This window comes from Ruegeria sp. YTSB088 (genome assembly GCF_059609825.1).
In genome coordinates this window covers 23,359-47,968 of record NZ_JBXWMM010000015.1, presented here as the reverse complement: position 1 = coordinate 47,968, position 24,610 = coordinate 23,359, and the positions used below count along the sequence as shown (strand labels likewise).

Annotated in this window: 27 protein-coding genes; 17 read left to right on the top strand and 10 right to left on the bottom strand. The window is 55.9% G+C overall.

Annotated features, from left to right (window positions below; translation table 11 throughout):
- Window positions 1–137 precede the first annotated feature (137 nt).
- The 7 genes from AC2FFA_RS19690 to AC2FFA_RS19660 all read right to left on the bottom strand — a co-directional run bounded on the left by AC2FFA_RS19690 (window position 138) and on the right by AC2FFA_RS19660 (window position 7,122).
- Entirely contained in the window at window positions 138–773 is a 636-nt protein-coding gene (locus AC2FFA_RS19690) for a hypothetical protein (protein WP_496852915.1), read from the bottom strand.
- A gap of 166 nt (window positions 774–939) precedes the next feature.
- On the bottom strand, window positions 940–2,562 hold the full coding sequence (locus AC2FFA_RS19685) for a HoxN/HupN/NixA family nickel/cobalt transporter (RefSeq protein ID WP_496852914.1): 1,623 nt from the start codon (window positions 2,560–2,562) through the stop codon (window positions 940–942).
- Between the two features lies 1 nt (window position 2,563).
- On the bottom strand, window positions 2,564–3,919 hold the full coding sequence (locus AC2FFA_RS19680; RefSeq protein WP_496852912.1) for a metal-dependent hydrolase family protein: 1,356 nt from the start codon (window positions 3,917–3,919) through the stop codon (window positions 2,564–2,566).
- A gap of 62 nt (window positions 3,920–3,981) precedes the next feature.
- Entirely contained in the window at window positions 3,982–4,368 is a 387-nt protein-coding gene (locus AC2FFA_RS19675; RefSeq protein WP_496852911.1) for a hypothetical protein, read from the bottom strand.
- Window positions 4,369–4,385: 17 nt separating this feature from the next.
- Entirely contained in the window at window positions 4,386–5,780 is a 1,395-nt protein-coding gene (locus AC2FFA_RS19670; protein ID WP_496852910.1) for a metal-dependent hydrolase family protein, read from the bottom strand.
- 204 nt (window positions 5,781–5,984) lie between these two features.
- Entirely contained in the window at window positions 5,985–6,884 is a 900-nt protein-coding gene (locus AC2FFA_RS19665; RefSeq protein ID WP_496852909.1) for a hypothetical protein, read from the bottom strand.
- Window positions 6,844–7,122, bottom strand: a complete 279-nt coding sequence (locus AC2FFA_RS19660; RefSeq protein ID WP_496852908.1) for a hypothetical protein — start codon at window positions 7,120–7,122, stop codon at window positions 6,844–6,846. The genes AC2FFA_RS19665 and AC2FFA_RS19660 overlap by 41 nt, the downstream gene beginning before the upstream one ends.
- A 194-nt stretch (window positions 7,123–7,316) precedes the next feature.
- On the opposite strand from AC2FFA_RS19660, the gene AC2FFA_RS19655 reads away from it, so the two are divergent.
- Window positions 7,317–9,041 (top strand): hypothetical protein, encoded by a 1,725-nt coding sequence (locus AC2FFA_RS19655; protein ID WP_496852906.1) that lies wholly within the window; start codon window positions 7,317–7,319, stop codon window positions 9,039–9,041.
- 122 nt (window positions 9,042–9,163) lie between these two features.
- On the opposite strand, the gene AC2FFA_RS19650 is transcribed toward AC2FFA_RS19655, so the two are convergent.
- Entirely contained in the window at window positions 9,164–10,117 is a 954-nt protein-coding gene (locus AC2FFA_RS19650) for an autoinducer binding domain-containing protein (RefSeq protein WP_496852905.1), read from the bottom strand.
- A gap of 187 nt (window positions 10,118–10,304) precedes the next feature.
- Entirely contained in the window at window positions 10,305–11,594 is a 1,290-nt protein-coding gene (locus tag AC2FFA_RS19645; protein ID WP_496852903.1) for a helix-turn-helix domain-containing protein, read from the bottom strand.
- Between AC2FFA_RS19645 and AC2FFA_RS19640 the strand changes: the two genes are divergently transcribed.
- Window positions 11,541–11,807, top strand: a complete 267-nt coding sequence (locus AC2FFA_RS19640) for a hypothetical protein (protein WP_496852972.1) — start codon at window positions 11,541–11,543, stop codon at window positions 11,805–11,807. The genes AC2FFA_RS19645 and AC2FFA_RS19640 overlap by 54 nt on opposite strands.
- A gap of 153 nt (window positions 11,808–11,960) precedes the next feature.
- Here the strand turns inward: AC2FFA_RS19640 and AC2FFA_RS19635 are convergent, their stop codons facing one another.
- Complete coding sequence (locus AC2FFA_RS19635) at window positions 11,961–12,683, bottom strand: hypothetical protein (RefSeq protein WP_496852901.1); 723 nt, start codon at window positions 12,681–12,683, stop codon at window positions 11,961–11,963.
- 155 nt (window positions 12,684–12,838) lie between these two features.
- Here AC2FFA_RS19635 and AC2FFA_RS19630 point away from each other — a divergent pair, with 155 nt between their 5' ends.
- From AC2FFA_RS19630 to AC2FFA_RS19560, 15 genes are all read left to right on the top strand, one after another.
- Window positions 12,839–13,195: a hypothetical protein gene (locus AC2FFA_RS19630; RefSeq protein WP_142638830.1), complete on the top strand. Its 357-nt coding sequence runs from the start codon at window positions 12,839–12,841 to the stop codon at window positions 13,193–13,195.
- A gap of 48 nt (window positions 13,196–13,243) precedes the next feature.
- On the top strand, window positions 13,244–13,657 hold the full coding sequence (locus tag AC2FFA_RS19625; protein ID WP_496852899.1) for a thermonuclease family protein: 414 nt from the start codon (window positions 13,244–13,246) through the stop codon (window positions 13,655–13,657).
- A 572-nt stretch (window positions 13,658–14,229) separates the two neighbouring features.
- Complete coding sequence (locus AC2FFA_RS19620; protein WP_496852897.1) at window positions 14,230–15,021, top strand: lytic transglycosylase domain-containing protein; 792 nt, start codon at window positions 14,230–14,232, stop codon at window positions 15,019–15,021.
- Window positions 15,018–15,314 carry a hypothetical protein gene (locus AC2FFA_RS19615; protein WP_496852896.1) on the top strand — a complete coding sequence of 99 codons (297 nt, stop codon included), beginning with the start codon at window positions 15,018–15,020 and terminating at the stop codon, window positions 15,312–15,314. The genes AC2FFA_RS19620 and AC2FFA_RS19615 overlap by 4 nt, the downstream gene beginning before the upstream one ends.
- Window positions 15,315–15,317: 3 nt before the next feature.
- On the top strand, window positions 15,318–15,596 hold the full coding sequence (locus tag AC2FFA_RS19610; RefSeq protein WP_496852894.1) for a VirB3 family type IV secretion system protein: 279 nt from the start codon (window positions 15,318–15,320) through the stop codon (window positions 15,594–15,596).
- A complete protein-coding gene (locus AC2FFA_RS19605; RefSeq protein ID WP_496852892.1) occupies window positions 15,589–17,955 on the top strand; it encodes a VirB4 family type IV secretion/conjugal transfer ATPase in 2,367 nt (788 codons plus the stop codon). Before AC2FFA_RS19610 ends, AC2FFA_RS19605 begins: the two co-directional genes overlap by 8 nt.
- Entirely contained in the window at window positions 17,952–18,089 is a 138-nt protein-coding gene (locus AC2FFA_RS19600) for a hypothetical protein (protein WP_170417970.1), read from the top strand. Before AC2FFA_RS19605 ends, AC2FFA_RS19600 begins: the two co-directional genes overlap by 4 nt.
- Window positions 18,089–18,835 carry a type IV secretion system protein gene (locus AC2FFA_RS19595; protein ID WP_496852890.1) on the top strand — a complete coding sequence of 249 codons (747 nt, stop codon included), beginning with the start codon at window positions 18,089–18,091 and terminating at the stop codon, window positions 18,833–18,835. The genes AC2FFA_RS19600 and AC2FFA_RS19595 overlap by 1 nt, the downstream gene beginning before the upstream one ends.
- Complete coding sequence (locus AC2FFA_RS19590; protein WP_496852888.1) at window positions 18,832–19,332, top strand: hypothetical protein; 501 nt, start codon at window positions 18,832–18,834, stop codon at window positions 19,330–19,332. Before AC2FFA_RS19595 ends, AC2FFA_RS19590 begins: the two co-directional genes overlap by 4 nt.
- Window positions 19,329–20,384, top strand: coding sequence for a TrbL/VirB6 family protein (locus tag AC2FFA_RS19585; protein ID WP_496852886.1), 1,056 nt, complete (start codon window positions 19,329–19,331; stop codon window positions 20,382–20,384). Before AC2FFA_RS19590 ends, AC2FFA_RS19585 begins: the two co-directional genes overlap by 4 nt.
- Before the next feature lie 17 nt (window positions 20,385–20,401).
- On the top strand, window positions 20,402–21,046 hold the full coding sequence (locus tag AC2FFA_RS19580; protein WP_496852884.1) for a VirB8 family type IV secretion system protein: 645 nt from the start codon (window positions 20,402–20,404) through the stop codon (window positions 21,044–21,046).
- Window positions 21,046–21,861, top strand: coding sequence for a TrbG/VirB9 family P-type conjugative transfer protein (locus AC2FFA_RS19575; protein WP_496852882.1), 816 nt, complete (start codon window positions 21,046–21,048; stop codon window positions 21,859–21,861). Before AC2FFA_RS19580 ends, AC2FFA_RS19575 begins: the two co-directional genes overlap by 1 nt.
- Window positions 21,861–22,541 (top strand): hypothetical protein, encoded by a 681-nt coding sequence (locus AC2FFA_RS19570; protein ID WP_496852880.1) that lies wholly within the window; start codon window positions 21,861–21,863, stop codon window positions 22,539–22,541. The genes AC2FFA_RS19575 and AC2FFA_RS19570 overlap by 1 nt, the downstream gene beginning before the upstream one ends.
- An 11-nt stretch (window positions 22,542–22,552) precedes the next feature.
- A complete protein-coding gene (locus AC2FFA_RS19565) occupies window positions 22,553–23,386 on the top strand; it encodes a TraB/TrbI/VirB10 family type IV secretion system protein (protein WP_496852878.1) in 834 nt (277 codons plus the stop codon).
- 207 nt (window positions 23,387–23,593) lie between these two features.
- Window positions 23,594–24,607 carry an ATPase, T2SS/T4P/T4SS family gene (locus tag AC2FFA_RS19560; protein WP_496852876.1) on the top strand — a complete coding sequence of 338 codons (1,014 nt, stop codon included), beginning with the start codon at window positions 23,594–23,596 and terminating at the stop codon, window positions 24,605–24,607.
- Window positions 24,608–24,610 lie beyond the last annotated feature (3 nt).

Below are 24,610 nucleotides of genomic sequence, written 5' to 3'. Positions count from 1 at the left end.
CATCGTCGAGTTGGAAGCGTTTTGACAGCCGGACCCGCAGCCCAAGACCGGCCGATGCGCCGCCTTCGTCGAAACCCAGTGAAGCAAGGCTATTGCCGCCACCGCCAACGGCAGCGAATTCGACTAAGCCGAACCTGTCAATGAACCGCTCCGGTATTCGCCCTGTCGAGATGCAGAAGCATCGCTGATATATTGAGTGCTCCGAAACCCACGCAATCCGCTTGCCAATCCCGTTCGTCTACCTGACCAGTATTGACACGCAACTCACGCAAAAACCTTGGTGCTACGTCTATTGTGCTGTCCTCTAACGGATACGTGCCTTCTCGACGTCCCTTTTGAATACGAACCAGTGCCAGCGGTGTGCCGTCTAACAAGTACGCATTGTTTTCGGATACAAGCGTTCCGGGTTCGTCAGGCAAACTCTCCAACTCGAAAGCCGGAAGTGCTTCGCGTATCCCCAAGAGTGCCACAACGGTGTTCACACCATTTTCGCGAACATAGGCTCTCGGAAGGTCTGACAAATCGATCAGTGACACCAGCTCTTCGACTGTTCGAAGAATGGAAGAATACGTGATGGCGTCCTTGTCGCGGGCGTATCTGGTGAGCTTTTCCCCAAGCGCGTCCCCTAGCGCATCAAAGCTTTCGACGGTTTGTTTGGGAGTTGCCGTCCTGACAACTGGTACGTCGACATCCGACGCGTGTTGAAATCCCAAGGTCCGCCGCTCAAACACGCCAAACACGCTTAGTAGTATGACGGCGAACGCCAGAATCATTGTCAGGTATCTCGACACCATCGTCACCACGAACAGGTCGTCAAAAAAGTGCACTCATCAAACGAACGGATGCGATACCCCAAGCCGTTGCGTAAACCAGAGGAGGATCGCTTGTTTCGGGCGATCAGCAATGATGAAAGAATCCTCAAGACCACCATCTTGGCTTTCAATCCATCAGCGCCGATAAAGTCGTTCCCTGTGGTTTCCCGGGCTCGTCCGTCTGGGATGCAAGCGGTTGAACGGGCGTATTCCAAGATGTGACGAACAAAAATACTCCGACCACGGTCACACAGGTTGCACCGGCGACCTGGGCAACGCTTTCAAAGCGTTGTTGGGTGGCCGCATTCATACCGATCCGCTGAGCAACCTTCGCGCGCCCCCAGATGGCCGCTACGCCGATCAGAGACATGGAGATCGCCATGCCCAGCGAAATCGCAGCCACCATGGCAATCGCCGGCCATACAAGGTCATTTGCGAACCCGAACAGCATTACGATCAACGCGCCGGTACAGGGCACAATACCCACCGCAGTCGCAAGCCATCCGTCGGATCGGCTGGACGATTTTTCTGCAATTGCGCAGGCGGCGCAGCCACTGTGGGTATCGTGGTCATGTGGGTGTGTGTGATGTGGCCCGTGCTCATGGGCTGTCGAGGCCGTTGTTCGGAAGACATGAATTGACCGAAGGCTTTTCCAAAGCATCCAAAGGCCAATGGCAATGATCAGCGCATAGCTGCCCAGCCGAATGAGCCGGTAATCGGAGGGTGCACCACCGGTTGTTTGCCGGATCGCAAGATCAAGCAGGAATACGGCTGCGACTGCGGAGAACACGTGCACGATGGCGATGCGAACCCCCATTCCGATACCGCGGCGCAGACTGCCCCCTTCACCGGCAAAATAGGAAATCACAACCGCCTTGCCGTGCCCGGGACCGAGTGTGTGAAGGACACCGTAGAGAAAGGCGACGAAAAGAGCGAACGCTACCGTCGCCAGCGACTTGCCCTGGTCCATTGATGTCATTGATGTAGTGAAGAGGTTGCCGATCCAGGCCTGTGTTCGGACGACGATATTGCCCTGAACAGGCGCAGCGGCAGACGCCTTGATCTCACCCGGTACGCCCCAAACCTGCGCATCTTTCAATGAGTAGGATGCTTCCACCATCCTCTGCCCATCGACGAGGAAAAGATTACTGACAGACGGTTCATGTTCCAGAACGCCGCGCAGCCGAATTGCGTGAAACGCCTCGTCTATTTCAATCCCTTGCGGTACATCGACACGGATCACCTGGTTGGGCGGCGGCGGCGGGGTGTGAATGCACGCACCCACCCACGGCACCAGCAGAAAACTGAACACGCGCCCCTTGTCACCACGCAACGGGAGGACGTAGCCATCGAGCGAGACCTCGTCGCCGAGGTACTGCCCGGTTACGCCGGTCGCCTCTTCGCGCCGCTTCTCCATTACCACCAGGCGCTGGGTCAAAAGCTCGTCTGCGTCATATCCTTGTTCGCGAAGGCGCACACGTGCATCCTGTGCCCGCTGGCCAAGTGCGGCATCATCCAGGCGACGCGCGGCATCCAGGATCGTTCGCAGATCATCCTTCTGCTTGTAGGACATCTCGAGAAACGGATCATCATACGGGGCCGTTGACGGCGCCAGATCGTCCCACATCACAAGGGCCGGCGCATCGGCGCGCGCGGCCTCCGGAAGAAGAGAAAGGGCGATCAGCAGCATCACAACAATGCCAACACCGATCTGTTCAAACAGTTTTCCGGAAACCGCGACGTTTTTCATGTCACATATTCTCCTTGTAGATCACGCCGCCCTTCATGATGAGTGCGAGCGCCGCGTCGTGATCTTCGAGGATTGTGATGTCTTCCAACGGGTTTCCGTCGATAAGCAGGAGGTCTGCGTGTGCCCCTTCGACAATACGTCCGACCACGCCCGGATAGGGGCTGCGATCGCCGGACAGTTGCAACAACTCGCCTGAATTGGCCGTCGCTTGGGTGAGGATCTCGGCCGGGGTGAACCAGTCGAGGCGAGCGGCGAATTCCTTGTTTTGATCGGCACAGGCCTCGGGATTGACCACGACGTCCGTGCCGAAGACTGTCTTGATCCCGTATTCCTTGGCGAGCGAAAACATAGTGTCGAGCCCCGCCTCGACCATCCGCCCTTTTTCCAGCCGCACAGGGCCCAAATCCGGCGAGAAGGTCCGGTAGACAAGCACTTGCGGGCTCAGCCACACGTCGTTTTCGACCATCATCTGCGCGATTTCTTCGTTGATGAGGTTCCCATGCTCGATTGAGCGGACCCCGGCGTCGATCGCCTGCTTGATGCCATCCACCGTGTAGACGTGGGCGGTGACATATGTGCCGAAACCTTCAGCCACTTCCACCGCAGCCTTGATCTCTTCCAGAACGAACTGTCGACCGTCGATCGGATCGAACTCGGTACCAACGCCGCCGGCAAGATGCATCTTGATCTGGCTCGCGCCGCGCTTGAGCTGTTCGCGGGTTGCGGCCAGCACGTCGTCCCGGCCATTCACGATACGACTGTATCCAAGGCGTTCGAGGTTGTTTTCTGGCCCGCCGAACTCGCGCGGTTCCATGTAGCGCGGGTTGGCGTCACCGTGCCCGCCGAACTGAGAAATCGCCCGCAAGGAGGGCCAGACGCGTGGTCCGGAAATCTCGCCCCGGTCCGCGGCGAGTTTTGCGCCCCAAGACGCGCCGCCAACATCGCGCAGGCTTGTAAAGCCGCGCATGAGCGCGTCTTCGGCCGCTTGTGCCGCCTTGATCCCGATGTAGTCGAGGTCTGGAGCGTAGGATCCCGCCATGTCGACGACCGGAACCGTGCACAGGCTGAGGTGATAGTGCATGTCGATGAATCCGGGCGTCATGACGCGACCGGCAGCGTCGATTACCGTGACCCCCTCCGGCGTGTCCAGATCCGACCGGATGGCAGCGATCATGCCGTCCTGCACCAACACGTCCTGACCTTCGATCAGATCGGGCCCGATCCCGTCGAAAATCCGCGCACCGGTGATCAGCGTGCCACTATCAGCAGCGTCCTGCCCGACTGCCACCGTCGCAAAATGAGAGCATACAAGTAGCGCCGAGAGCAAACGGCGATTGGTTCCTCCAGGTAATTTCATCTTACTTTCCCTTCCGTTGGCTGGTCGCGGGGCGACGGGACACTAATAAATGTAAATGACGGCTAAACGCGTCGAAAAAGCCCCAACGCCGCGATGATGTTCAGAACAGTGCCATACCCATTGATTGCGACGGCAAGCGCGAAGGCGGGCACTGAGGCATAATTCTCCAGCCCCGTATCGACGAACCGCATCACATTTCCGATCACGCCGCCGCCGCCAAAGAGCAGCAGCGCCGGGATCATGCCAATGCGGTACCAGCCGACCCGCTGCGCCTTGGGCAGATAGAGGATGCCGAGATACGCGATGAACATTGCGATCGAGGGGCCGATAGCCGCGGCGCTCAGCGCCTCACCCGTCGTCTCGCGACGGATGAGGCTAGCAACGAGGTAGGCGAGAGAAGCACAGGCAAAGATCACCTGAAGCGTCAGAAGTCGTTTCAGAGCGATCATGCCCGCAACGTCTCCCCTTACTCCATGTCGAACTTGTAGATGGTGCCGTCCTTCATGATCATGCCGAAATTCGCCTTCGCATCGCTGATCAACTGCAGGTCCTCCAGCGGATTGCCGTTGACGAGGATCATGTCAGCATAGGCGCCTTCCTCGATCACGCCGAGCGGCCCGAGCGGATAGGGTGTGACCTTTTCCGACATCTTCAAGAGTTCGGCATTGTCGCAGGTCGCCATTTTCAGCGTTTCATACGGCGTGAACCAACGTTCCATTTTGGCCAAGACGGCACCCTGGCGTTCAGCAAGGTCCGCGCTGAACAGCGTATCGGTGCCAAAGGCGATCTTCAGGCCCAGTTCCTTGGCTGTCTTGTAGACGAAGTCGGTGCCGTCGGTGACAAACTTGTACTTGGCCTTCTGGAACTCGTTCAGAGCCGGTGCGTCTTCATCATCCATGAACGGCTGCATGCTGAGCCACACATCTTTGTCCTTCATCATCTGCAGGGTCTCACGGGTAGCCATGTGGCCGTGTTCGACGCTGCGCGCGCCGTTCTCGACAGAGTGCCGAACTGCTTCATCATTGATCGCATGGGTCGTCACATAGGTGCCCCAGGCTTCGGTGGCCTCGACGGCCGCCTGAAACTCCTCGTCGGTGAACTGGATGACGTGGATCGGGTCATAAGACGAGGTCACGCCGCCACCCGCCATCAATTTGATATGGGTGGCCCCCTGCATCAGGTTTTCCCTGACGCGTTTCAGAACTGCCGGAACGCCATCCGCGAGATAGAACATGTTGCCCTCTTCAAAAGAGTGCAACTCACCCAGGGGAGTTGGAACGTCCCGGGTGATGCGGAAATCCTGGTGGCCAGCGGTGATTGACAAGGCTGGCCCAGAAGGGAACACCCGCGGCCCGTCGATCAGCCCCTCGTTCGTTGCGCGCGCGATGTCGAACATCGGTCCGGCCACGTCGCGCACTGTTGTGAACCCGCGCGACAGCGCGTTGTTCTGAGCCTTGGCGGCCAGAAGGTTCCAGTAGCCCTCGCCGGTCAGGGCCAGTTGCGCGATCGACGCTTCGGCAAAGACTCCATGCCAATGTGCGTCGATCAGGCCGGGGATCAGCGTGTAGCCCTCGGCATCGATCTCGAAGGCGCCTTCAGGTGTCTCAAGATCGGCACCAATGGTAGAGATCAGCTGACCGGAAACCAGAACATCAACATTGGCGAGTTCTTCGTCACATCCGTTGAAGACCTGTGCGCCCTTGATCAAGACATTGTCGAATTTCATCTTTACGTTGGTAGTTTCAATTTCACCAACAACACCGGCCGGGACGACCTCATGATTGGCCTCATGCGCCACAACACTGACCGGAGTCGCGGCGAGCGTCGTGCAGAGCAAATAGGTGAGCGTTCTGTTGGTCATGATGTACATCCTCATTTTCAACCTATGAATGAATTTAGTTTTGGTCGCGCAAAACTGTTTTTGGGTGCGCAGCCTCGGTTTTCAAAAAATGCGGATCGCGGTGAGTGGACCCGCAGGGCTTTCTTGTGCTCCCGTGGCACTGAACTGTTCAGTCACATGAGGGCGTGAGCAGACCCAAGAAATCAACAGCGACATCGACCCGCATCAGAAGTTCAGCACCTTGTATCCAACCTGGACAGACCACTCCGCGGGCCTGTCGCCGCCAAACAGAATGCCAGGCTTGATGAACACTTGACCATCGCCGCCAAAAGCCTTCCCCGTCAGCATGCCCGCGGTCACCTGCAGGCTGCCGAAGGTCGCGTCCGTTTCCCAATCGTGGATGATCGCCGGGTCGAACGTCAAATAGAATCGCGGGTTCTTCAGCTTGGGAACGTAGTAAAAGTCGATCGTGGTCGTGTTTACATTCTGGCCTTGATCATTTCCGCCCTCCAGTCCGAATGTTTGAACCCAGGCTGGGGCGAAAATTGCTCCGTTGTTGAGAAACCAAGCGTAAAAGGCCGAGGTTTCACCGGCAAATTGCCCATACCCGGCGGCTTCGGTTTCCGCTGTGTCCAAAAACAACTCAAAAGTGAAAGCTGCCCCGTTTTTTTCGGTAAGGTAGAAGACGTCAATGTAGGTTACGCTTATGTCGCCCAGCGTGAATTCAATCCCTGGCTCTCCGCCGTAGATGGGGTTTGCGTTGAACGGGCTATCTGATCCGGGCACGGTAAACCTAAACGCCCGTTTTCCACCTTCACCGAAAGGTTGCGTGTAGAAAGCTTCAAATAGGCCGGTGTTCAGATCGGAATTGATCTGGTTGAACTGATACTGAATTCCAAACTGCGTCGTTAACAGCGTTGGATTTGTTCCATTGTTGATCTCGCTGAGGTCTTCTTGAGCGGCAACATGCTGAGTGATCGCAGCAGTTAAACAAGCCGAGATAGCGCCAACTCTGAGTAGTCTTGACAGGAGCACCCTTTCCTCGGTCCGACACAAGGATTTGTTATCTACAGCATCCACTTGACTATTCTCCACCTTTTGTTGCCGCCCGGTCTCGACAGCCATTCGACACGCGCTGACACTCTTGCGCGAGGCAAGCCCAGAACTCCAAATTCAGCCCATTGAAAATATCTTCATACTCTGCTGCGCGAAGCGGAAGGTTTTTCCAACGGATCATCGCTTGTTCTGCGATGTCCATCTCTTCACAGATTGACCTGAAAATTGGGTTGTCCCGTGCCAGAACAGCGATCCGCTGCCCCTGCTCGGGGTACCTTTCAATCAGCTTGTTCAAAAAAGCGTCCATCACCCGTTGTGCTCCTGCTGAACTTGAACATCATAAGGCCTGGATTGAAACGTTGTAACATGTAGCGTACATCCCTTCAGGGGGAACGGAACTTGCGTGGCCGCGGGTTTACTTGGCTCAGTGATCGTTTTAACGGGACCGAAGGATTAGAGAGGATTGCAGTGATCATGAGTAGCCCGCCCACGAGTTTGGAGATGTCCAAAGAGGACATACGCTGGCAACTCGAGCGAATACTTGACTACAGCGAACTGCAATCCAGCTTACGCCGTCGTGAGATGCTGAGATATGTGGTCGAGGAGGCCTTGGCGGGTCGCCAAGCTGAACTCAAGGCGACGACCATTGCCATTTCAGTTTTCGGGCGCGGTTCTGATTTTGACCAGCAATCCGACCCGATTGTGCGGCTTGAAGCACGAAAACTACGCAGGGATCTCGACAACTACTATGCGGGGAGAGGCAGGGATGATCCGATCCGCATCAACATCCCAAAAGGTCACTACATTCCCAAGTTTTCCCCGCAAGAGCCGGCAATTCCCGACGGAGCTCTTTCGAGCGAGAAAACGGTTGACAACCACGAGCACGAATTGAAGCCGAATACCAAGCTTTACACGGGACTGGCGCTACTGGTGGTCATATGCATCGCGATTTTGGTCGGGCTTGGTTTCTGGTACACGCGGATTGAAGGTGGTGCACAAACTGAGGCCTCGAGATCCACCCAAAAAGTCTCCATTCTCGTTGAGCTCTTCGAAGCTCGAACCGACGACCCTTTGGTTTCGCTTGTCGCGTCTGGAATGACCAACGAAGTCGCCGCGGCTTTTATCAGGTTCCCGGATCTTGCCGTGCATCTTGAGTCTGATCAGATCGAGCGTAGCTCAGGGACCACGTCGTTGGGAAGCCATACGCCGACAGCTGAGTTCAAGGTGACCGGTGACGTTTGGCGCGAGGGCGGCGAGTTGATTGTCCGAACAAATCTTATTCGGAGCGCTGATCTCGAGGTCTTGTGGAGTGAGCGCTATGCAGAGGGCACCAATGGCCAGAGTATCACAGATATTCAGGATACGATTTCGTCACAGATCGCTTCGACAATAGGGCAGCAATATGGCTATGCGCTTCGCGATGTGCGGGCTGACAGACTGGGGGACCGGAACGATCCGAGTCTGCGCGGATTTGCGTGTGTCGCAAGTGCGCAGATCTACCGGAGGACATACCATCGGGACCATTATCCGGCAGCGCGAGATTGTCTCGAAGCGACGGTTCGCGAAGACCCGAAATATGTTCGGGCATGGGCTATGCTTGCCTATCTGCGCAATGATGCCGCTCGGTTTGGTTATGAGAAAGAGCTTTCAAGGGACGCGGCCTTTGCCCTTGCAAAACAAGCAGCGGCCCGCGCCATCGACTTAGATCCAAAAGATACAGACGCGCTTCAGGCGATGTCCCATGTCGAGCAATACGCGGGGGATATGGAACGCTCGATCGAGTTTGCGCGTCGGGCCGTAGAGGTTAACCCCAACGATCCGGCCGCGTTGGCAAATCTTGCGATCCGATACGGTATAGCAGGACGCTTTGCCGAGGCAGTTCCCATAATGAACCGCGCACTAGACCGCTCTGTTGCACCGCCTCCGTTCTACTATCACCTGTTAGCCGCAGATCATCTGCTTAAAGAAGAATGGGAGGAATTGGCCATTGATGCAGAGCGAGCATCGGCGGATGGTTGGTCCTTTGGCCAGGCATTGCTTGCCATCGCTCACAGCAATCTTTCCAATGAAGCAGCTGCGAGAGAGGCACTCGCCAGTTTGGCCGAGCTTGACCCGCTTCTATACCAGGACCCCAAAGCATGGCTGGAATCGCATAGAATGAACGCGGTTCTTGTCGAAGCCGTCACCGAGGGTCTGTCAGAAGCGCATACATTTGTTGGCGATTGAAAGTCGGGAGCCATTCTCTTCGGCAATGTTGTTGTGAGCGATACCCGAGCGGCGTAAGCTAAATTATGTGAAACATGCGCCTGCGTATCATTCAGAAACGAAGCAGTGCGTTTTAGCCGATTTCAGAGATACCTGATCCACAATCTTTGATCATGGTTACACCCAAGTTCCTCGACCACCTCGTTTGCACTCAAGTTGAATTCTCTCGCGAGGTCCGTGATCAGGACCGACTGAAAGCTATCGGCGTTCCGAACCAGTCTGCCGTCTTCGAAGGCGATAAACTCGTGAGACCTGCCACCCCAACGGACGATCCCACCGCAAAGCCGCTGACTTTCCATATTGACCAGTTCGACCACAGGGTCGGCAAAGAAATCACTCCACTTAAGAAAACCGGTACTGACTGCCCGTGCAACCGCCTGTTCGATCGTCCGGCTTTTAAGCTTGGTGGTGATCGAAGCAGTCAGCACATCAACGGTTCCCGAAGCGTGCCGCAATTGCCTGGCAATGACAGACGGTATCAAACCCGACGCGAGCATCTTCAACACATCCAACTCATCACCAGAGAGGGAATCCGACGGAAAGTTGAACACGGTTTCAATGACATCAAGGGCGAGTAGATGCAGAACCTGTGCTTCATGACGTAGGGCAGGGAGCATTTTCGCGATCAAAGCATCCCATTCTGGACGAGGCGCATTGGACGTGACGGTAAATACGCCCCGCTCCCCGAAGGGGTTGATAACCGGAATGGAAAGACCGTTGCGTCCAACACCAAATTTTCGGGCTGCCTCAAAAAGCGCTGCGTAGTCAGCCTGGTTGTCGAACACTGACCAGTCAATCGGTGCGATCATAGTGGCGCCAAACCGAATGAGGGGATCGGCCAGAACCAGATCGTTGTCGACGTAATACCTGACCCATTCGGCTGAAAACGTGGTGCAACCGTGGACAACGTTGTGATGCTTGTCGATATGGGCGTAGGACGCATTTTCCAGTCCAAACCTGGAGCAAATCTCCTGGAGGCGCGCCTCCCCGGTTTGCCTGAAATCCAGTTCAGAATTGCCAATATCCGCGATTTTCATAAGCTGTCTTTCTGTTCCGCGTTGCCGTTGGGGCCGATTAGCAACCTAAAGCTGAACAAACCACTCGGGAATTCCCGTAGCTAATCACAGATCTGAATACTGTTCTGTTCTGGAGGCGGAAACAGAGCGAAAACCTGCCGATGAGACACATGAATTTGAAAAGCTGGCAGCGCATAGTCCTCCACTGCTAATAACCGTTCTCGTGTTCTTGCTGAAGCCCGTCTTCCCCCTCCCGGGCTCTTCGCGCCAACAGTCCCATGAAACTGGATATCAGGTTCAATTCACCACTGTCATCAGCCTGCACCATACCGCGCAGATATCCGCCCGGGTTGACAACGGGCGGCAGCCGCGGATCACTCAGCCTCGCCTCCGTGATCACGCCAGCCAGGATCGCCCCCATGATGGTCAACCGTTCGATAGCCGCATGCCAGGCGGAGATATTGGTGCCGATCTCAGACAGCCGGGACCAAGTGCCGGTCTCAATTGCATAGAGGCTTGGATTGGAATTCTGATCTCCACCACCGGCGATATCGATATGCATGCGCAACTCGGGTGAGGCCAGTTCATACAGGATGTGATTGTTCACCCGAGGCAGGTTTTGGGTCTTGCATGATATCAGATCCGTCGGATGATTGCTTTCAAAGCAATTCGGAGGGCCGTCAGGCCCGGAGCCGGAACAATCTGGTTCCGAGGCTTTAGCCGAGGACATTTTCTCTTCGCCATCGGCGTTACAGGACAGAATTTTTTCTTCAATTTGGTCTTGTATATGGGACCCGAAACCAGCTTCGGGTTCACCCGAAATTTCACCGGCTTTTTCGACATGCTCCTCGATCCGTTTCCAAAGATCGTGGGCCATACGAACGTGTAATCTCAGCTTATCCAGCGACATATATTTCAACTTGTCAGCGCGCGGCCAGGACGGAAACGCACCCATCATTTCGTCGATACCTTCAGGAGGGTAGGGGAGTGAGGCAAGCACAGGCAAGCTGTGTTTCACATATCGGTAAAGCCGTGATCTATCACCGCGCAGCTCGTCATGCTCTTTCTTCTCGGCTTTGCTTCGCACATCTGCGGCGAGCATCTCGGGAATGAGGTTTAGGGCAGGGGTCAGGAAGAGGCCAAGCCCCTTGCGCTTGCACCGCGCGCCATTTGCCCCAAGCCTGCGTTCAATCAGACCAATCTTTTCCAGTTCTCGTTCGTGATTATGGATTGTCCGATCTGTCACGCCACGCCCGGCAATGAGGGTTTCCTGGCGCGCGTAGCAAAAGGGTTCCCGGGACGTGTCCCGAAACGCGCATGGCGAGATCATGTCGATGATGATCTCAAAGGTGCGAATGCACTGGGCCGATACGCTTCTGATCTGAGCATAACTCACGCAGAGCTGCCGAAACCTGTCACGGTTCCAGCCCTCGGGAAGGCCGTTGTGGAAGCGTATATTTTTGTGGTGATGGGCGGATGCGATGTGCCGAAAGCTCATGGTTTTGGCCTCACCTTGCAAAGGCCAGTAATGGCTTCGCAGCTTCGGGGGGCAGAGTATTTGGATTGGTTCAACCGTTTCATGGTGTGCTTCTCATTGGGGAAGCAAGGCGCGTCGAACCTCAGCGAAAGACAAAGAAAATCCATTCGCACGGATGCGTTTATCCTTGTCAGAATTTTGGGAGTTTCCTATAAATCAGGTGATCAAACGTGACTTAGGAAGATCCCCGCTGAGGCCCCGCCTTGCGGGGGTTTTTTGTTTTGGAATTAGGGTGTTCCTCTGGCCAAGAAGGCCTGGTTGCCAATGTGGCTGGCACGTTCACTGACGTCTACAGGGGCAATGCACTCACCTGCCAGGCAAACAACGTCAGTATCGGATGAGCTCGTAGTCGCCAAACCCGAATATGTCGGTCCACTCAACACCAACACCGCGGAAGTAGCTGGGAGGCTCACAGCGATTCCTAAGGGGCAGCCAAGCTGGGATGGGCGCAGGAGCGTGATCAGACCATTGAAAGCTCGCGTTTTCGTCATAGCTGCCGACAACCAGATCAAGGGAGCGTTCGCAATCTCCCTCTCGTGAACGACGGCGATAGCTGTAGTGACGCACATCCCAAACTCTGATGGACCTGACAACGTCGAAATCGGGGGAGGACAGATCAACGCTGATCGGCGTGGCTTGGAAACCGTAACCGTATTGGTCGTGAAGTGACTGGATCGCTTCTACCGAGATCGCTGCATCTACCAGTAATGGCTCAGTCGTGTCGTCCGTTGGAAGCTCTGGAACAGGACTGGCACTGTTGCGCTTGATAGCTTCCAACCGTTCCATAGGACTCACGCCTGAGGAACTTTCTGAAGCATTCATCGGACAGCGCCAAAGTTGTAGCGGAGGTTCGACCGGGTAGGGTGTGATGCGCCGAATAAACTCCGCCTTGGCAGCGACGCAATCAGGCGAACCTGGCCAACCTCCGGCGAGGCACAGGAATATCGCGCAGTCGATTGGATAGGCGCTGGTCTGCGAGGCTGGCAACGCAGCGAGTGCAATTGCAAGGGCCTTTGCGCGAGTACTATTTCCGGATTTTGAGTGTTTCAAGATGATCTCTCCTGCTTGCGAATCGCTAAAGCAATATCCGGCCAAAATATTTCTGACAATCCAATATCGTATATTGGCGTGTTTTCTTATATTGACGTAGATTGTGTTTTAGTCCACAACTTTTGGATGTAGAAGACGGCCCATAGGGGGTCGTCATGGCGGACAACAAGAGACAATACACTGTGGTAACCATCGAGATGGTCCGGGGCCTGAAAGAGGATCAGGTTCCCTTTACATGCCGCTACGAATTTATCGGACTCGCTTCCCTTGGTCGACCTAAGTACCACTGCATTTACAGCTCGCCGAACTATGTCGGGGCCTTGTGCAAGTCGAAGATTTCTCGAGCGGGCGCTGAGCCCAGAGAGTTCGATCTTTGGCCGGGGCTTTTTAAGCATCACCAGGAATTTGGCGACGGTCGCATTCTCTGCGTCAAATCAGATTACACGATCGAGTCGATTACCCCAGAGGGTCTCGAAGCAGCTCAGGCCCTGGACGCGAAATCCAAAACCTGATCGGTCACGTTCGAGAACCTGGCTCATCAAAATACTGGGGCAGGGCACATGAAACGGCTCTTGTTTCTCAGCGCTACACTCGCGTCCTTGTTCTTTGCTGCGGTCTGGATTGAACCATCAAAACAAACAAAGACTCTGAGCGCGTCCGAGGTGATTGCCATTGATGGTGACACGATCGACCACGGCGACGACCGCTACCGGCTCGTTGGCTTCGATACGCCTGAGACCTACCGGCCGCAATGCCGTGCGGAAAAGACTCTGGGATTGGAAGCGAAAGCAAGGCTGACAGAGCTCATCCAGACGGCGGACCAGATAGAGCTGGTCATCCAACCAGATCTGGACGTGCATGACCGCTTCCTAGCGGTTGGGCGTGTGGCTAGGCAGGACGTCGGGGCCATCCTGATTTCCGAAGGTCTCGCCCGACCATACCACGGCGGCAAACGCCAGTCCTGGTGCGGCTGAAGGAAAGGATCAAACAACGACTTGATGACCAAAAAACGAAACTAATGAGAAGTGAGCCGTCCTGTCGATTGCGCCAACAATCGACAGGACAAGAAACGCCCCAAATCCATCCGGGCATTCCTCCAACATCAAGAGAGAACTGTACTATGGTAAAAACAGTAGTCCTAGATGCCGATCCTAGATTGGACAGCGCCGCGCCAGAGTCAATGGGTGCGGACCCAGACAACGTGCCTGAGCTTGCGGCGGCACAGCACTGACCGCGACAGCGCCGAGCAGGACATCCCCGACACTTTGGTCAGACCTTCCGGCTGATTGATCCAAGCTGAACGCTGGCTGTCTACGAAGCCCGCGAAGGGCTCAGTGCTGTGTCCCGGCACTCTGTTTCCCACCGCCCAGATGACCTGATGTCGAACCCCATAATAGTAATTATGTAAACTTTACTGACCTATTTAGAAAACGGAAAGGGTATCGCCTTGGCCTTCGAAACTTGGCTGAACTGCTTAGCAACGAGTGGTGTTCTCCGCGGGGAACTCTCTTCGATGCATGTGGTGCTACACCGAAGAGAGAACGTGGTGAGCTCCAGATGGGGCTGTACCCACCACCACCTATCCGACTCCGCCAATCAAAGCGAAGCGGCACCATCAAAACTACCCAAGCCAATCTATTCAAAACAACGCGAAATCAAATCCGATCACGGATTTGTTAACCAACCCCTTAGGACGCTTTTCAGTCGCTCCACCTCGGTTTTCTTGCTGTGGTTTGCAGCGACAAACCCCGTTGTTGCCCAGGTCATCGAGTATCAACCCGATGGCAGCGTTTTCCTGAACGGTGCGCGGGCGGAAATCGTTGATGGCGTGGTGAAACCAATCCAGATGCGGGAATACGAGCTAGACGAGCAACCGCAATCGCCCAAAGCGAAGCGCACGGCAAAGATCGAGATTGCGGGAAAAGCACCGCGGCCTCGCAAAGCCTCTGGTGGTTGGTCGCAGGAACGGATCGTCAAAGAAATTCACGCAGCGGCGGAACGGCATGACGTTCCGACCGAGTTGTTCATGGCACTGGTCTGGCAGGAAAGCCGGTATCGGGCTGATGCCCTGTCGCCCAAGGGTGCCATCGGTTTCGCGCAGCTCATGCCGGGAACGGCAAAAGACCTGGGCGTGAACCCAAAGAACCCTGCAGAAAATCTCGACGGTGGCGCTCGCTATTTGGCAGCGCAGTACCGTGAGTTTGGAGACTGGAAACTGGCGCTTGCCGCCTACAACGCCGGTCCCCATCGCGTCGTCCAGTATGGCGGCATCCCCCCGTTCACCGAAACCCGCGACTACGTGCGGATCATCCTAAGCAAAGTGAGTACAGAACTATGAAAAGACCCCCCATGAAGCGGCACCACTTCATCCAACAAGTGGCATTCTTTGCGCTGACAATGACCATCGTTAGCGCAGCACCTGCCTCCGCTGGCTGGCTGCAGGATGCCATTGGCGATTTCATCAACGAGACACTGGCCGACTCGAAGGTCGTTGGCGTCAGCCTTGCGGCGGTTGGCTTCATTTGGGGCTGTCTCGCCTACGTGTTCGGCTGGGGTTCGCTGAAAGGCCCGGTGATCGCAATCGTTGTCGGTGCTGTTATCGGCCTTGCTGATACGTTCATCGGAGGCTGATTGATGTCGCGCCGCAATACGGTTTTTCGCGGCCTGAGCCGCCCCGCAGAATGGGGCGGCCTACCCGTGATCTATCTGCTGGTGATCCTCGGGATGACCATGCTTTCGTTCTTCATGTTCGGGATAGCGCCAGCCATCATTGCGGGTTTTGTTTTCTACACCGGGCTTCGCCTCTTTTACGAATGGGAACCGGCATTCTTCCGCGTCCTGTCCATAACCCTTTCCAAAACTCCGCGCACCAAAAACCGCCAGCATCATGGGGGAGATTACTATAATGCCTAAGCCTGCTGCCCGAAGCATGTGGACCCTTGCCCGCTCGTTGCTCGAGCCGAGCTGGCGCAAGGATGAAATGAGCCTCTTTCAGATGTTGCCCTATGGCTATGTCGTGGACGATGAGGTTATTTCCACGCGCAATGGTGGCCTTATCTCCGCTGCAGAAATCACCGGAGTTAATGCAAACACGCTGGACGAAAACGAGTTCGAGTTCCTGGCCGAACGGTTTGAGCGTGTGTTGCGCACAACACCCAATGAAGTGGCATTTTATGTTCATCGACTGACCGTCCCGGCTGAGACGGGTCATGTCATCACAGATCCAACCGGCTTTGCCGGTGCAGTGGCGCAGGCCATGCGCTCAGCGTCCGTCGATGCAGAGTTGAAAGAACGCAAGATCATCATCAGCGCCATTCTGCAGAAGCGTCAGGATGAGCGGGCAAAACAGATGTTCGGCATGTCGTCTGGAACGATAGACGAGGAACGCCGCGAAATGATGGAACAGCTCGACGGTGTGTTCACAACACTGGCGGGCACGCTGGGCGAGGCCCGTGTGCGCCGGCTGAAGCTCAGCGAGGGGCGTTGGCTCGGCTATTATGGAATGCTGTTGAACGGTCGGTATCAGCCGATCATTCACACGAACATTGCAGAACCCATTGCCTTCAACATGCCGCAAGAGGATGTGCTGTTTCAGGGCAAGACCGGCAAACTGGTGACAGACGACGAGCAGGAACGCTCCATCCGTGTTTATTCCCTGAAGAATTACCCGATGGCTTCGTTCCCCGGCATTTTCGACGGGCTGGACCTGCCGGTTGATGTTGTGATTTCGCAATCCTTCCTGCCGATCAGCCGCGCCCAGGCGCAGGAAATGGAACGCCGCAAGTCGGGACAAATGCGCTCGGCAGGCGACAAAGCGAAGTCGCTTGAAGAGGATTTGTCCATTCTGGCGGACGGCATTGCCTCCGGCACCATGTCACTCGGCAAGCACCATCTGTCGATCTGCGTGTTCGGGACAGAAGAATATCTGAAAACCGCCGAAAAACACATCATCGGTGAAATCCAGATTTCGGGCGGCACGGTCAAACGCGAAGCGATGTCGGTGCGGTCGGTGTACTTCGCGCAGCACCCCGGCAACTTCGCATTCCGTCCTCGTGAAGAACTGATCACGGACCAGAACTTTGCGGACATGGTTGCGTTCCACATGCGGCCCAAAGGGTTGGACGCGGAAAAGCTGCCCTGGCCGGGGCCATTGGCGACGTTCCCGACAACGCACGGGGACAGCTACGATGTTTCGCTGCACCTTCCCAAGACCAGCAAAGACGCTGAAAACCTGCCCTCCGGCCACACAATCGTTCTCGGGCCGAACGGATCGGGTAAAACTGTGATCGCGATGCTGCTGGCGACAATGGCGGTGGCACAGGGCGCGCGGATCATTGCTTTTGACAAAGACCGGGCAATGGAGGCTCCGATGCGGGCGCTCGGCGCACAGTACACCCGCGTCCGGGTGGGCGAACCCACTGGCATGAACCCGTTTCAAACGGAAACGGATGAGGCCGGTCAAAGCTGGTTGGCGAATTGGGCCACAGCTCTGATGAGTTACGACGATAAACTGACAGCCGAACAGAAAGACGAGATTAAACAGGCGTGTCAGGCAAACGCGACGTTGCCGCCACAACTGCAGAACTTCGATTCACTGGTCGAGCGGTTCAGAGCCTTTGATGATGGCAAAGACCTCTTCAAGCGCGCGAGTGAATGGGCGGGCGACGGGCGTTTGTCGTGGATGTTTGGCGAGGGTGGCACAGATCCTTTTGCCTCTTACGATCGGCATCTTGTGTTCGATATTTCTGAGGTTCTGGATGACGAGTTGGTGCGGCTGGCATGGATCAGCTACGTCATGCGCCAGATCGAGCGCCGTTGTGCCGCGAAAGTGCCCACTGTCTTTGTGATTGATGAAGCCTGGGTGATTGCAGGCAACCCCTACGGCGCGGAAATTCTCAAGAACGCTTACACCACGTATCGGAAGCTGAACGTCATGATGATGATGATGACGCAGATCCCCGATCACATCCTGTCGTCAGCGGCAAGCAAGTCGATCCTGGAAAACACCAGCACACAGCTCTTGTTCCCCTCTCGATCCGGCAATGAAGCGGATTACCGAGCAATCGGATTGAACGATTCAGAGCTTGGCGCGCTGAGGGCGCATTTTGGCGACCGCGTAATGCTCATGAAAAAGGGTGATGAGAGTGTTTGGCTCGATGTCGATGTCGGCGCTCTCGGCCCGCTTCTCCGTGTTCTGAGCGGATCAGACGGAAAATCGTTCCCTGATCCTGACTGGCGAAAAAACCCCAACTTCTGGAAGGAAATCACATGAAAACCCGCCTTGTAATCGCCCTTGTAGTTCTGGCCGCTGTCTCGGCCTGCACCAGCACCTATTCGGGCTATCGCAGCAAATGCGCCTGCGACTTTGAGCGCATGACCCCCCCTGAAAACTTGGAGCTTGTCTGATGAATATTTCAAAGAAATTCCGCACAACCATTGCTGTTACAGTTCTGGCCGCCCTGCCCGTCATGGCGTCGGCCCAGGGTGTTCCGGTGGTGGACTCTGCATCCATTACGCAGGACGCCGCCAATTCGGCCAAAGAAATCGCTGAAATGGTCCGCCAGTACGAGCAACTATTGGAACAGTACGAGAAACTGGAACAGCAACGGGCACTGCTTGAAAACTCGTTCAAGACTATCACTGGCCTGACGGATCTGGACGAGTTCAACAGCCGTAGCTTTTTGAAGCTGGCGACTGCTGCTGACACGCTCGGATACGCGCTGGACGCAGCGGAGGGCGGTATCTCCGGCCTGCCCGAAGTCGCGGCTCAAGCAATGGAACGTCGATCCATCAACCTCGGCCTGAACGATGGCATCTTGTCCGAGTTCAGCGGATCGGATGTGCAGGCGCGCCGCATCCTGTCTGAGCGTGGTGTTGCGGGCCTGATGGCGTCGGCGTTGGGTGAGAATGGCTATGACATGGCCGGTCAGCTCTCCGAAGATGCTGAAAAACTGCGCGGTGAAATCGGTCAGCAAGAAGATCTGAAGGATGCCATCGATTACAACACAGCGGTTCTCTTGAAACTCCTCCAAGTTGAAATTGAAATCTTACGCGCAACCTCGGCAAATGCCCTGGCGTCAGGAACGGATCTGGCTGCAACCGCAGCGGATCTAAAGACGCTTAGCAATTACGTAAGAGGAGAATCCCAATGAAAAGCCGCACCACCTTCGCCCTGACCACACTGACGGCGGCGCTTCTAGCGTCGTCGGCCAGTGCTGAGGCCAGACTTCCGTTTCCCCCCAATGTTGATTGGACATTTGGGGAATATCGGACCTGTCTTGGTTATTCGGGCGTGCGAGCGTTCAAAAAACCCCTGAAGGAATACGGGGTTGAACAGCTCGCCAACGCTGGTCAGGGCGCGGATCAACAGTATGTCGTTGGCAACTGGACCGATGCCATTCTGAATGAGCAAGTGATAGCTGCTCATGAATTTGCCATAGAGCAATGCCGCCTGCGCAAAGCCGATGAAGCATTCAGCACTGAATGCCCGCTCGGCAACCTCAGCCGCGAAGCTGCAATCAAGTTGGTGGGCGCAGACCAGGGCGATTTCTGGTCGAAGCCATCCAGCGAACTCAAATCGCTCAAAGAAACGCAGCAAGAACGCTTGGAAGCGCTGCGCCCTGCAATTGAGGAGGCTTGTGGGCCGTGATTCAGGATTTCGTCAGCTCGATTGAATCAGCAATCAGCAACTTTTCTCAGCAAGCATACACCAGCCTTGCGGCGGATCTCGCATCCGCCCTCTGGGCTATTGCTGCGCTGATCTTTGTAGCGATGCTGATCAACGGCGTACTTCAGATCAGAGAAATTGGGTTTGGTGGTTATGTAGGCTGGATCATTCGGGCGACGATAATGATCGGAATGGCGTCGAGCTGGTCCTTTTTCCAACCAATCTATCAAGGCGTTCAAACCTTGCCGGACAGTATTGCCGGGGCACTCACAGGAACCACTAATGTATGGCAAGCGTTGGATGAGATTGCGCTTCAGTGTTTCTTGATGGGCCAGCAGGCCATTGAAAACGCGACTTGGGGCCTGAGCATCACCGGGGCTATTCTCTGGGTTGTTGGGGCAGTCATCGTTGCCTTTGGCACTGGCATGGCACTCATCGCAAAAGGCGGTCTGGCGGTGTTGCTGGGTCTAGCGCCAGTTTTCATCGCAACGCTACTCAGCTCGGCAACAGCCAATATCTTCGCAGCCTGGGCGAAAACGACCGTTGGCCTGATCATGGTCATCGTCGTTCTGACAGGCATCGTTTCTCTTATTCAGGCGCTTTTCGCTTCAGAGCTTGGTTCCTTGTCTGATGTTAATGACATGGAAGCGAGCGGGCGTTTTCTAGCAATCTGCATCGTGGCTATCGTCATGCTCACGCAAATCCCGTCACTGGCAGGCGGCATGTCTGGCGCGATAGTTTCGGCATCCTCCGGTCTTGCTGTGGCAACCGGCGCGGTTGCAGCCGCAAGAAGTGCATTGGGCACTGCCAGCGATGGCGCGCGCGGTGCTGTTGCCGGGGGCAAAACCGCCGCCGCGATGGCTTCCGCAGCACGTGACGGGACTGGCGTTCGTGACAGCGCGTCTCGCGCAATGCAAGCGCGTCGGGACATAGCGCACAGAGCCCGCAATCAGGATGGGGCAGCTCGACAGAGCTACGCCGCTGACCGTTACCGGCAGAGCATTCGACAAGCTCGCGCCAATAAATCTTCATAAATCGAGGTACAGAGCAAATGTCACACGTGACAGATCACGAAAAAGAACTCTTTCTGGGCGCACGCCGCGATGCCTTCAAATGGCAGGTATTCGGCATGGTCGGTATGGCAATGGGCGTGGCCTCTATGATTGGCTGGGCGATGCTCCTTCCCTTGAAGGAAATCCGGGCGGTGCCATTCTCCATTGATCCGGACACAAAGCTCCCGGTGCTGCTGACTGAAAAGGTCGAAGAACTGGAACCATCTGAAGCGATGGCCTTCCGTGAAGTCGCAAATTATGTGCGCGACCGGGAAACCTATGATGTCCAGGACAACAACGAACGCCTGAAATCGGTGCTGCGTCGTTCTGATGAGCTAGCCGAAACGTCTTATCGCGAACTTTGGGATGGGTCGAACGACAACCATCCTGACGAAATCTATACGCCCAAGACAAAGGTGCAGACCGAAATTCTGGGCGTCTCGCCGGTCAACGATGAGACGGTGCAGGTCGAGATCCGCAAGTCCCTGATCGTGCCAAACCAGGCAATAGCCTCAGCCCGCTACGTGGTCACAGTCACCTATGGGTTTGAGGAGAAAATCGTGACGTCGATGGATGAGCTTTTGGAAAACCCATTCGGCTTCGTCGTCACTAACTACCGCGTAGACGCCACGGGGAACATCTGATGCGGCGTTCTTTCAAAGCCCTCACCGCTACCGCCGCAGCAGTTTTGGCATTCTCCACGCCTCTGCTCGCTGAAATCACACCAACACCAGACGGAAAGAATGCGGATCACCGCATCACGCATTTCCATTACATTGAGAACCAGGTGTACCGCATCCCCGTGGGTGAACGCCTGATTACCTATATTCACTTTCCGCAAGGTGAGACCGTCCGCAGCATTGGTGCGGGCGACACTGAAAGTTTTCAGATCACCCGCCTGCAGGAAGGGCGCGTTATTGCGTTCAAGCCGGAAATCCTGAACTCGGATTCAAACCTGACCGTGCTGACCAATCGCGGCACATACAACTTCTATCTGGTTCCGGCCGAGAGCGCCGCCGAACGCAAACGTGTTCCATTCCGGGTCACGTTCTACAACAAGAACAACAGCGGCGGGACCACAACGCGCCGTGGCACGGTGGCACGCAGCGAGCCGAAACCAACAGGCCGCTTCGTCAACCAAAACTACGCGCGCTCGGGCAAAGCGGACTTTGCGCCCACCGCCGTTTGGGATGATGGCGTTCACACCTATATGCAGATCCCGCAGGATGCGGAGCTGCCGGGTATCTTCCGTGTCCTGCCTGATGGACGTGAGCTGATGGTGAACACCACAGTCAAAGAGCGCGGCATTATCCAGGTGCAGGGCCTTTCCGACCTTTGGACACTGCGCATCGAGGACACTTCGATCTGTGTTCGAAACGATGGCGACGAGTTTCAGCAGGCAAGCGTGAGCGGTCGGCCCGTCACTTCACAGACAGTTAAACCGGGGGGCAGCAAGTAATGAACCGCGATCAGACAATTGCGGCACGGGCGGCGGCTGAACAGCCGTCGCAACGTGTCCGAAAGAAGTTCGACCCTAAGAAGCTGATAACCGTTGCAATCGCAGGAGCGGTGTTCTTGGGCTTTGTATGGTTTGTCATGGGCGACGAAAACAAAAGCACCAACACGGGTGTCCGCGTTGACGCTTTGCAACAAGGCGGTGGCGAGCGATACGGGCTTTTGACCGCACGGGGACCAGAGGTCGATGAGCCGGAACCAGAGGCTTTGCCCGAGGAAATTGCGGTGGCAACACCGGCAGCAGTGCCGCAGGTCGATTCCGAAGGGCTGAAACAAGCCCTGAAAACAATCGAGCAACAGAACGGTCGGATTTCCGATCTGCAAGACGAGCTGACGGACGCCAAAGTTTCGCTGTCAGAAAAAGACGGTGAAATCGCAACGCTGAACCTGACCAATGAACGCCTTCAGGTCAGATATGACGAGCGCGCGAAAAAGTTTCAGACTGAGCTTGCCCAGGCGGTTGCTGATGCAGAGGCCCGTGCGCTCGCCAGTATGAGCCACTTGCAGACTACGGGTCTGACTGATGATGAGCGGCGCAGGCTTGAAGAACTCAAGCGGATGCGCGAGCGCCAAAACCAGTCAGACGGCATCGTGTTCGATGAAAACCCATACGGCAGAAACTAATGGAGCTGACGATGAACAGAACAGCAATCACCCTCGCCCTGGTCACGTTGGCGTCAAGCGCGATGGCACAGGAAGCACCCGGTCAAAACTACCAGCCGTTCAATGGTGGATCGCAGCCGGTCATTTTCCAACCCTTCCCTGCTGCGCCGCAGCCGGTTCAAGTCCAGCCAGACGACACCCGCCTGCCTGAAGAACAGCGCGGCTATCAGGAAAACCAAAACACGACATGGCAGAACAATCTGGTCGAAGAATATCCCCCCATCGTCGCGGCCTCGATCATTGACGATCCGTCGCGCACCTTAACGCAAGGCACGGTTTTGTCGGCTGTGTTCGGTGGCGCGGTCAGCTCGGAATTGCCCGGTAGCGTCGTGGCGACGATCACACGTGGCGTCTATTCCATGGACGGCACGCGTTTGCTTCTGCCGCGCGGATCGAAGCTCTATGGCGAGTATCGAGCGGATACGACATTGGCGCAAACGCGCATCATGATCGTTTGGAGCCGTGTCTTCACGCCTGACGGCCTGTCCGCTCAGATCGGTTCGGCTGGTACGGACGGTCAAGGCCGGACTGGTGCCACCGGCAGGGTGAACACACACTTTGGGAAGCGGTTCGGCACGGCTGCATTGTTGTCGATCATCGGTATTGCCCCTGTGGCTCTAGTGTCGGACAGCGATAGCAACAACTCGGTTCGCACGGATCTGGCAACGCAAGTGGGGTCTAACCTGCAAAACGCCACGGCGGCGGCGCTTGATGAATACCTGCGCATTACTCCGACAATCTTTGTCGATCAGGGCAGTCGTATCAACGCGATCCTGCAGCGCGACGTTGTGTTCGATAGCTTCTGAGCGCGAGCCAATGAGCCGACCGCCTCAGCGGTCTTTCCGGCCGCTGCCAGCATGATGGAGTGCGGTAGCGGCCTTTTTTTGAAGCAAATTCAGCACTTTTTTGGAATCAATAAATCTTATGTGGGTGCGTTCGCGTTCGAGGCAAAGCCGAGAGGCAGCGAAGCCAACCTCCACTGTTCCAGAAAGTGCTCTACCAAGGACAAGAACATGAGCGGGCGGAATGGTAATAGCCTTCTGGAATATTATACAGGCAAGATCGAGCATCTGTTGCACGACGAAAGCCTGAGCGAAATTTCTGTGAACCCTGACGGATCAGTCTGGGTTGAAGAAATGGGCACGACCCACATGAGCAGGACAGACATCACTCTGACCAGAAACGATGTAGAGAATATCGGGCGCTGTGTGGCTGGGTTCAGCGACGTGACATTCGGGGAAAAGAAGCCCATTGCGACGGCCAATGTGCCAACACAGCAGGGCAAAGCGCGGGTCCAGGTCGTCATTCCGCCAGCAACAACCGGCGTGGGGTCCGTGGCGATCCGTCTGCTGCGGGTGAAGACCGTCGATCTGGGCGCGTTCAGCTTTGCCAGCAGAGAGGCCGCATTGGCAGAAAGCAACGATCACTGTGCGCTCGAAAACGCCCGTGCTGCCCTCGCAGCGGGCACATTGCGCTTTGACGACCTCTCCGTCCTCGCCATGCAAAACAAATGGAACGTGATCATTGCGGGCGGTACATCGTCGGGTAAAACCACCGTTTTGAATGCCATGTTGAAGCGCGTCGATCCAGGCGAACGGATCGTGACGATTGAGGAAGTGGCCGAATTGGACATCGAGCAACCAAACTCGGTTGACTTGCTTGCTGATCGTTCCGAAGAAGATGGCCCTCGATCACCAACAAAGCTGCTGGAATCGGCGCTGCGGTTACGGCCTGACCGCCTTGTCTGCGGTGAAATCCGGGGCGACGACGCAAATATGTTTTTGGAATTGGTGAACACCGGCCACGATGGATCTGTCTGCACCATGCACGCCAACTCGCCCGTAGATGCCATTGGACGGATGAGCAAAATGGTGCGACGCGGATCTCCGACCGTCCAAAAGTCAGAGGTGGTCGATGACATCCGGGCCACCATTCACATGATCGTTCACATGAAGAAAATCGGGGACGAACGGAAGGTCAACGGCGTGATTTTTCCGCCCTTGATGACCGCTGAACAACTTATCTGAAGG

What these genes read in the sequence shown, in the direction of transcription:
- AC2FFA_RS19690 (WP_496852915.1), bottom strand. Translation starts at nt 773, where the DNA reads ATGATTCTGGCGTTCGCCGTCATACTACTAAGCGTGTTTGGCGTGTTT.
- AC2FFA_RS19685 (WP_496852914.1), bottom strand. Translation starts at nt 2,562, where the DNA reads ATGAAAAACGTCGCGGTTTCCGGAAAACTGTTTGAACAGATCGGTGTT.
- AC2FFA_RS19680 (WP_496852912.1), bottom strand. Translation starts at nt 3,919, where the DNA reads ATGAAATTACCTGGAGGAACCAATCGCCGTTTGCTCTCGGCGCTACTT.
- AC2FFA_RS19675 (WP_496852911.1), bottom strand. Translation starts at nt 4,368, where the DNA reads ATGATCGCTCTGAAACGACTTCTGACGCTTCAGGTGATCTTTGCCTGT.
- AC2FFA_RS19670 (WP_496852910.1), bottom strand. Translation starts at nt 5,780, where the DNA reads ATGACCAACAGAACGCTCACCTATTTGCTCTGCACGACGCTCGCCGCG.
- AC2FFA_RS19665 (WP_496852909.1), bottom strand. Translation starts at nt 6,884, where the DNA reads ATGGCTGTCGAGACCGGGCGGCAACAAAAGGTGGAGAATAGTCAAGTG.
- AC2FFA_RS19660 (WP_496852908.1), bottom strand. Translation starts at nt 7,122, where the DNA reads ATGGACGCTTTTTTGAACAAGCTGATTGAAAGGTACCCCGAGCAGGGG.
- AC2FFA_RS19655 (WP_496852906.1), top strand. Translation starts at nt 7,317, where the DNA reads ATGTCCAAAGAGGACATACGCTGGCAACTCGAGCGAATACTTGACTAC.
- AC2FFA_RS19650 (WP_496852905.1), bottom strand. Translation starts at nt 10,117, where the DNA reads ATGAAAATCGCGGATATTGGCAATTCTGAACTGGATTTCAGGCAAACC.
- AC2FFA_RS19645 (WP_496852903.1), bottom strand. Translation starts at nt 11,594, where the DNA reads ATGAGCTTTCGGCACATCGCATCCGCCCATCACCACAAAAATATACGC.
- AC2FFA_RS19630 (WP_142638830.1), top strand. Translation starts at nt 12,839, where the DNA reads ATGGCGGACAACAAGAGACAATACACTGTGGTAACCATCGAGATGGTC.
- AC2FFA_RS19625 (WP_496852899.1), top strand. Translation starts at nt 13,244, where the DNA reads ATGAAACGGCTCTTGTTTCTCAGCGCTACACTCGCGTCCTTGTTCTTT.
- AC2FFA_RS19615 (WP_496852896.1), top strand. Translation starts at nt 15,018, where the DNA reads ATGAAAAGACCCCCCATGAAGCGGCACCACTTCATCCAACAAGTGGCA.
- AC2FFA_RS19610 (WP_496852894.1), top strand. Translation starts at nt 15,318, where the DNA reads ATGTCGCGCCGCAATACGGTTTTTCGCGGCCTGAGCCGCCCCGCAGAA.
- AC2FFA_RS19605 (WP_496852892.1), top strand. Translation starts at nt 15,589, where the DNA reads ATGCCTAAGCCTGCTGCCCGAAGCATGTGGACCCTTGCCCGCTCGTTG.
- AC2FFA_RS19600 (WP_170417970.1), top strand. Translation starts at nt 17,952, where the DNA reads ATGAAAACCCGCCTTGTAATCGCCCTTGTAGTTCTGGCCGCTGTCTCG.
- AC2FFA_RS19595 (WP_496852890.1), top strand. Translation starts at nt 18,089, where the DNA reads ATGAATATTTCAAAGAAATTCCGCACAACCATTGCTGTTACAGTTCTG.
- AC2FFA_RS19590 (WP_496852888.1), top strand. Translation starts at nt 18,832, where the DNA reads ATGAAAAGCCGCACCACCTTCGCCCTGACCACACTGACGGCGGCGCTT.
- AC2FFA_RS19580 (WP_496852884.1), top strand. Translation starts at nt 20,402, where the DNA reads ATGTCACACGTGACAGATCACGAAAAAGAACTCTTTCTGGGCGCACGC.
- AC2FFA_RS19575 (WP_496852882.1), top strand. Translation starts at nt 21,046, where the DNA reads ATGCGGCGTTCTTTCAAAGCCCTCACCGCTACCGCCGCAGCAGTTTTG.
- AC2FFA_RS19570 (WP_496852880.1), top strand. Translation starts at nt 21,861, where the DNA reads ATGAACCGCGATCAGACAATTGCGGCACGGGCGGCGGCTGAACAGCCG.
- AC2FFA_RS19565 (WP_496852878.1), top strand. Translation starts at nt 22,553, where the DNA reads ATGAACAGAACAGCAATCACCCTCGCCCTGGTCACGTTGGCGTCAAGC.
- AC2FFA_RS19560 (WP_496852876.1), top strand. Translation starts at nt 23,594, where the DNA reads ATGAGCGGGCGGAATGGTAATAGCCTTCTGGAATATTATACAGGCAAG.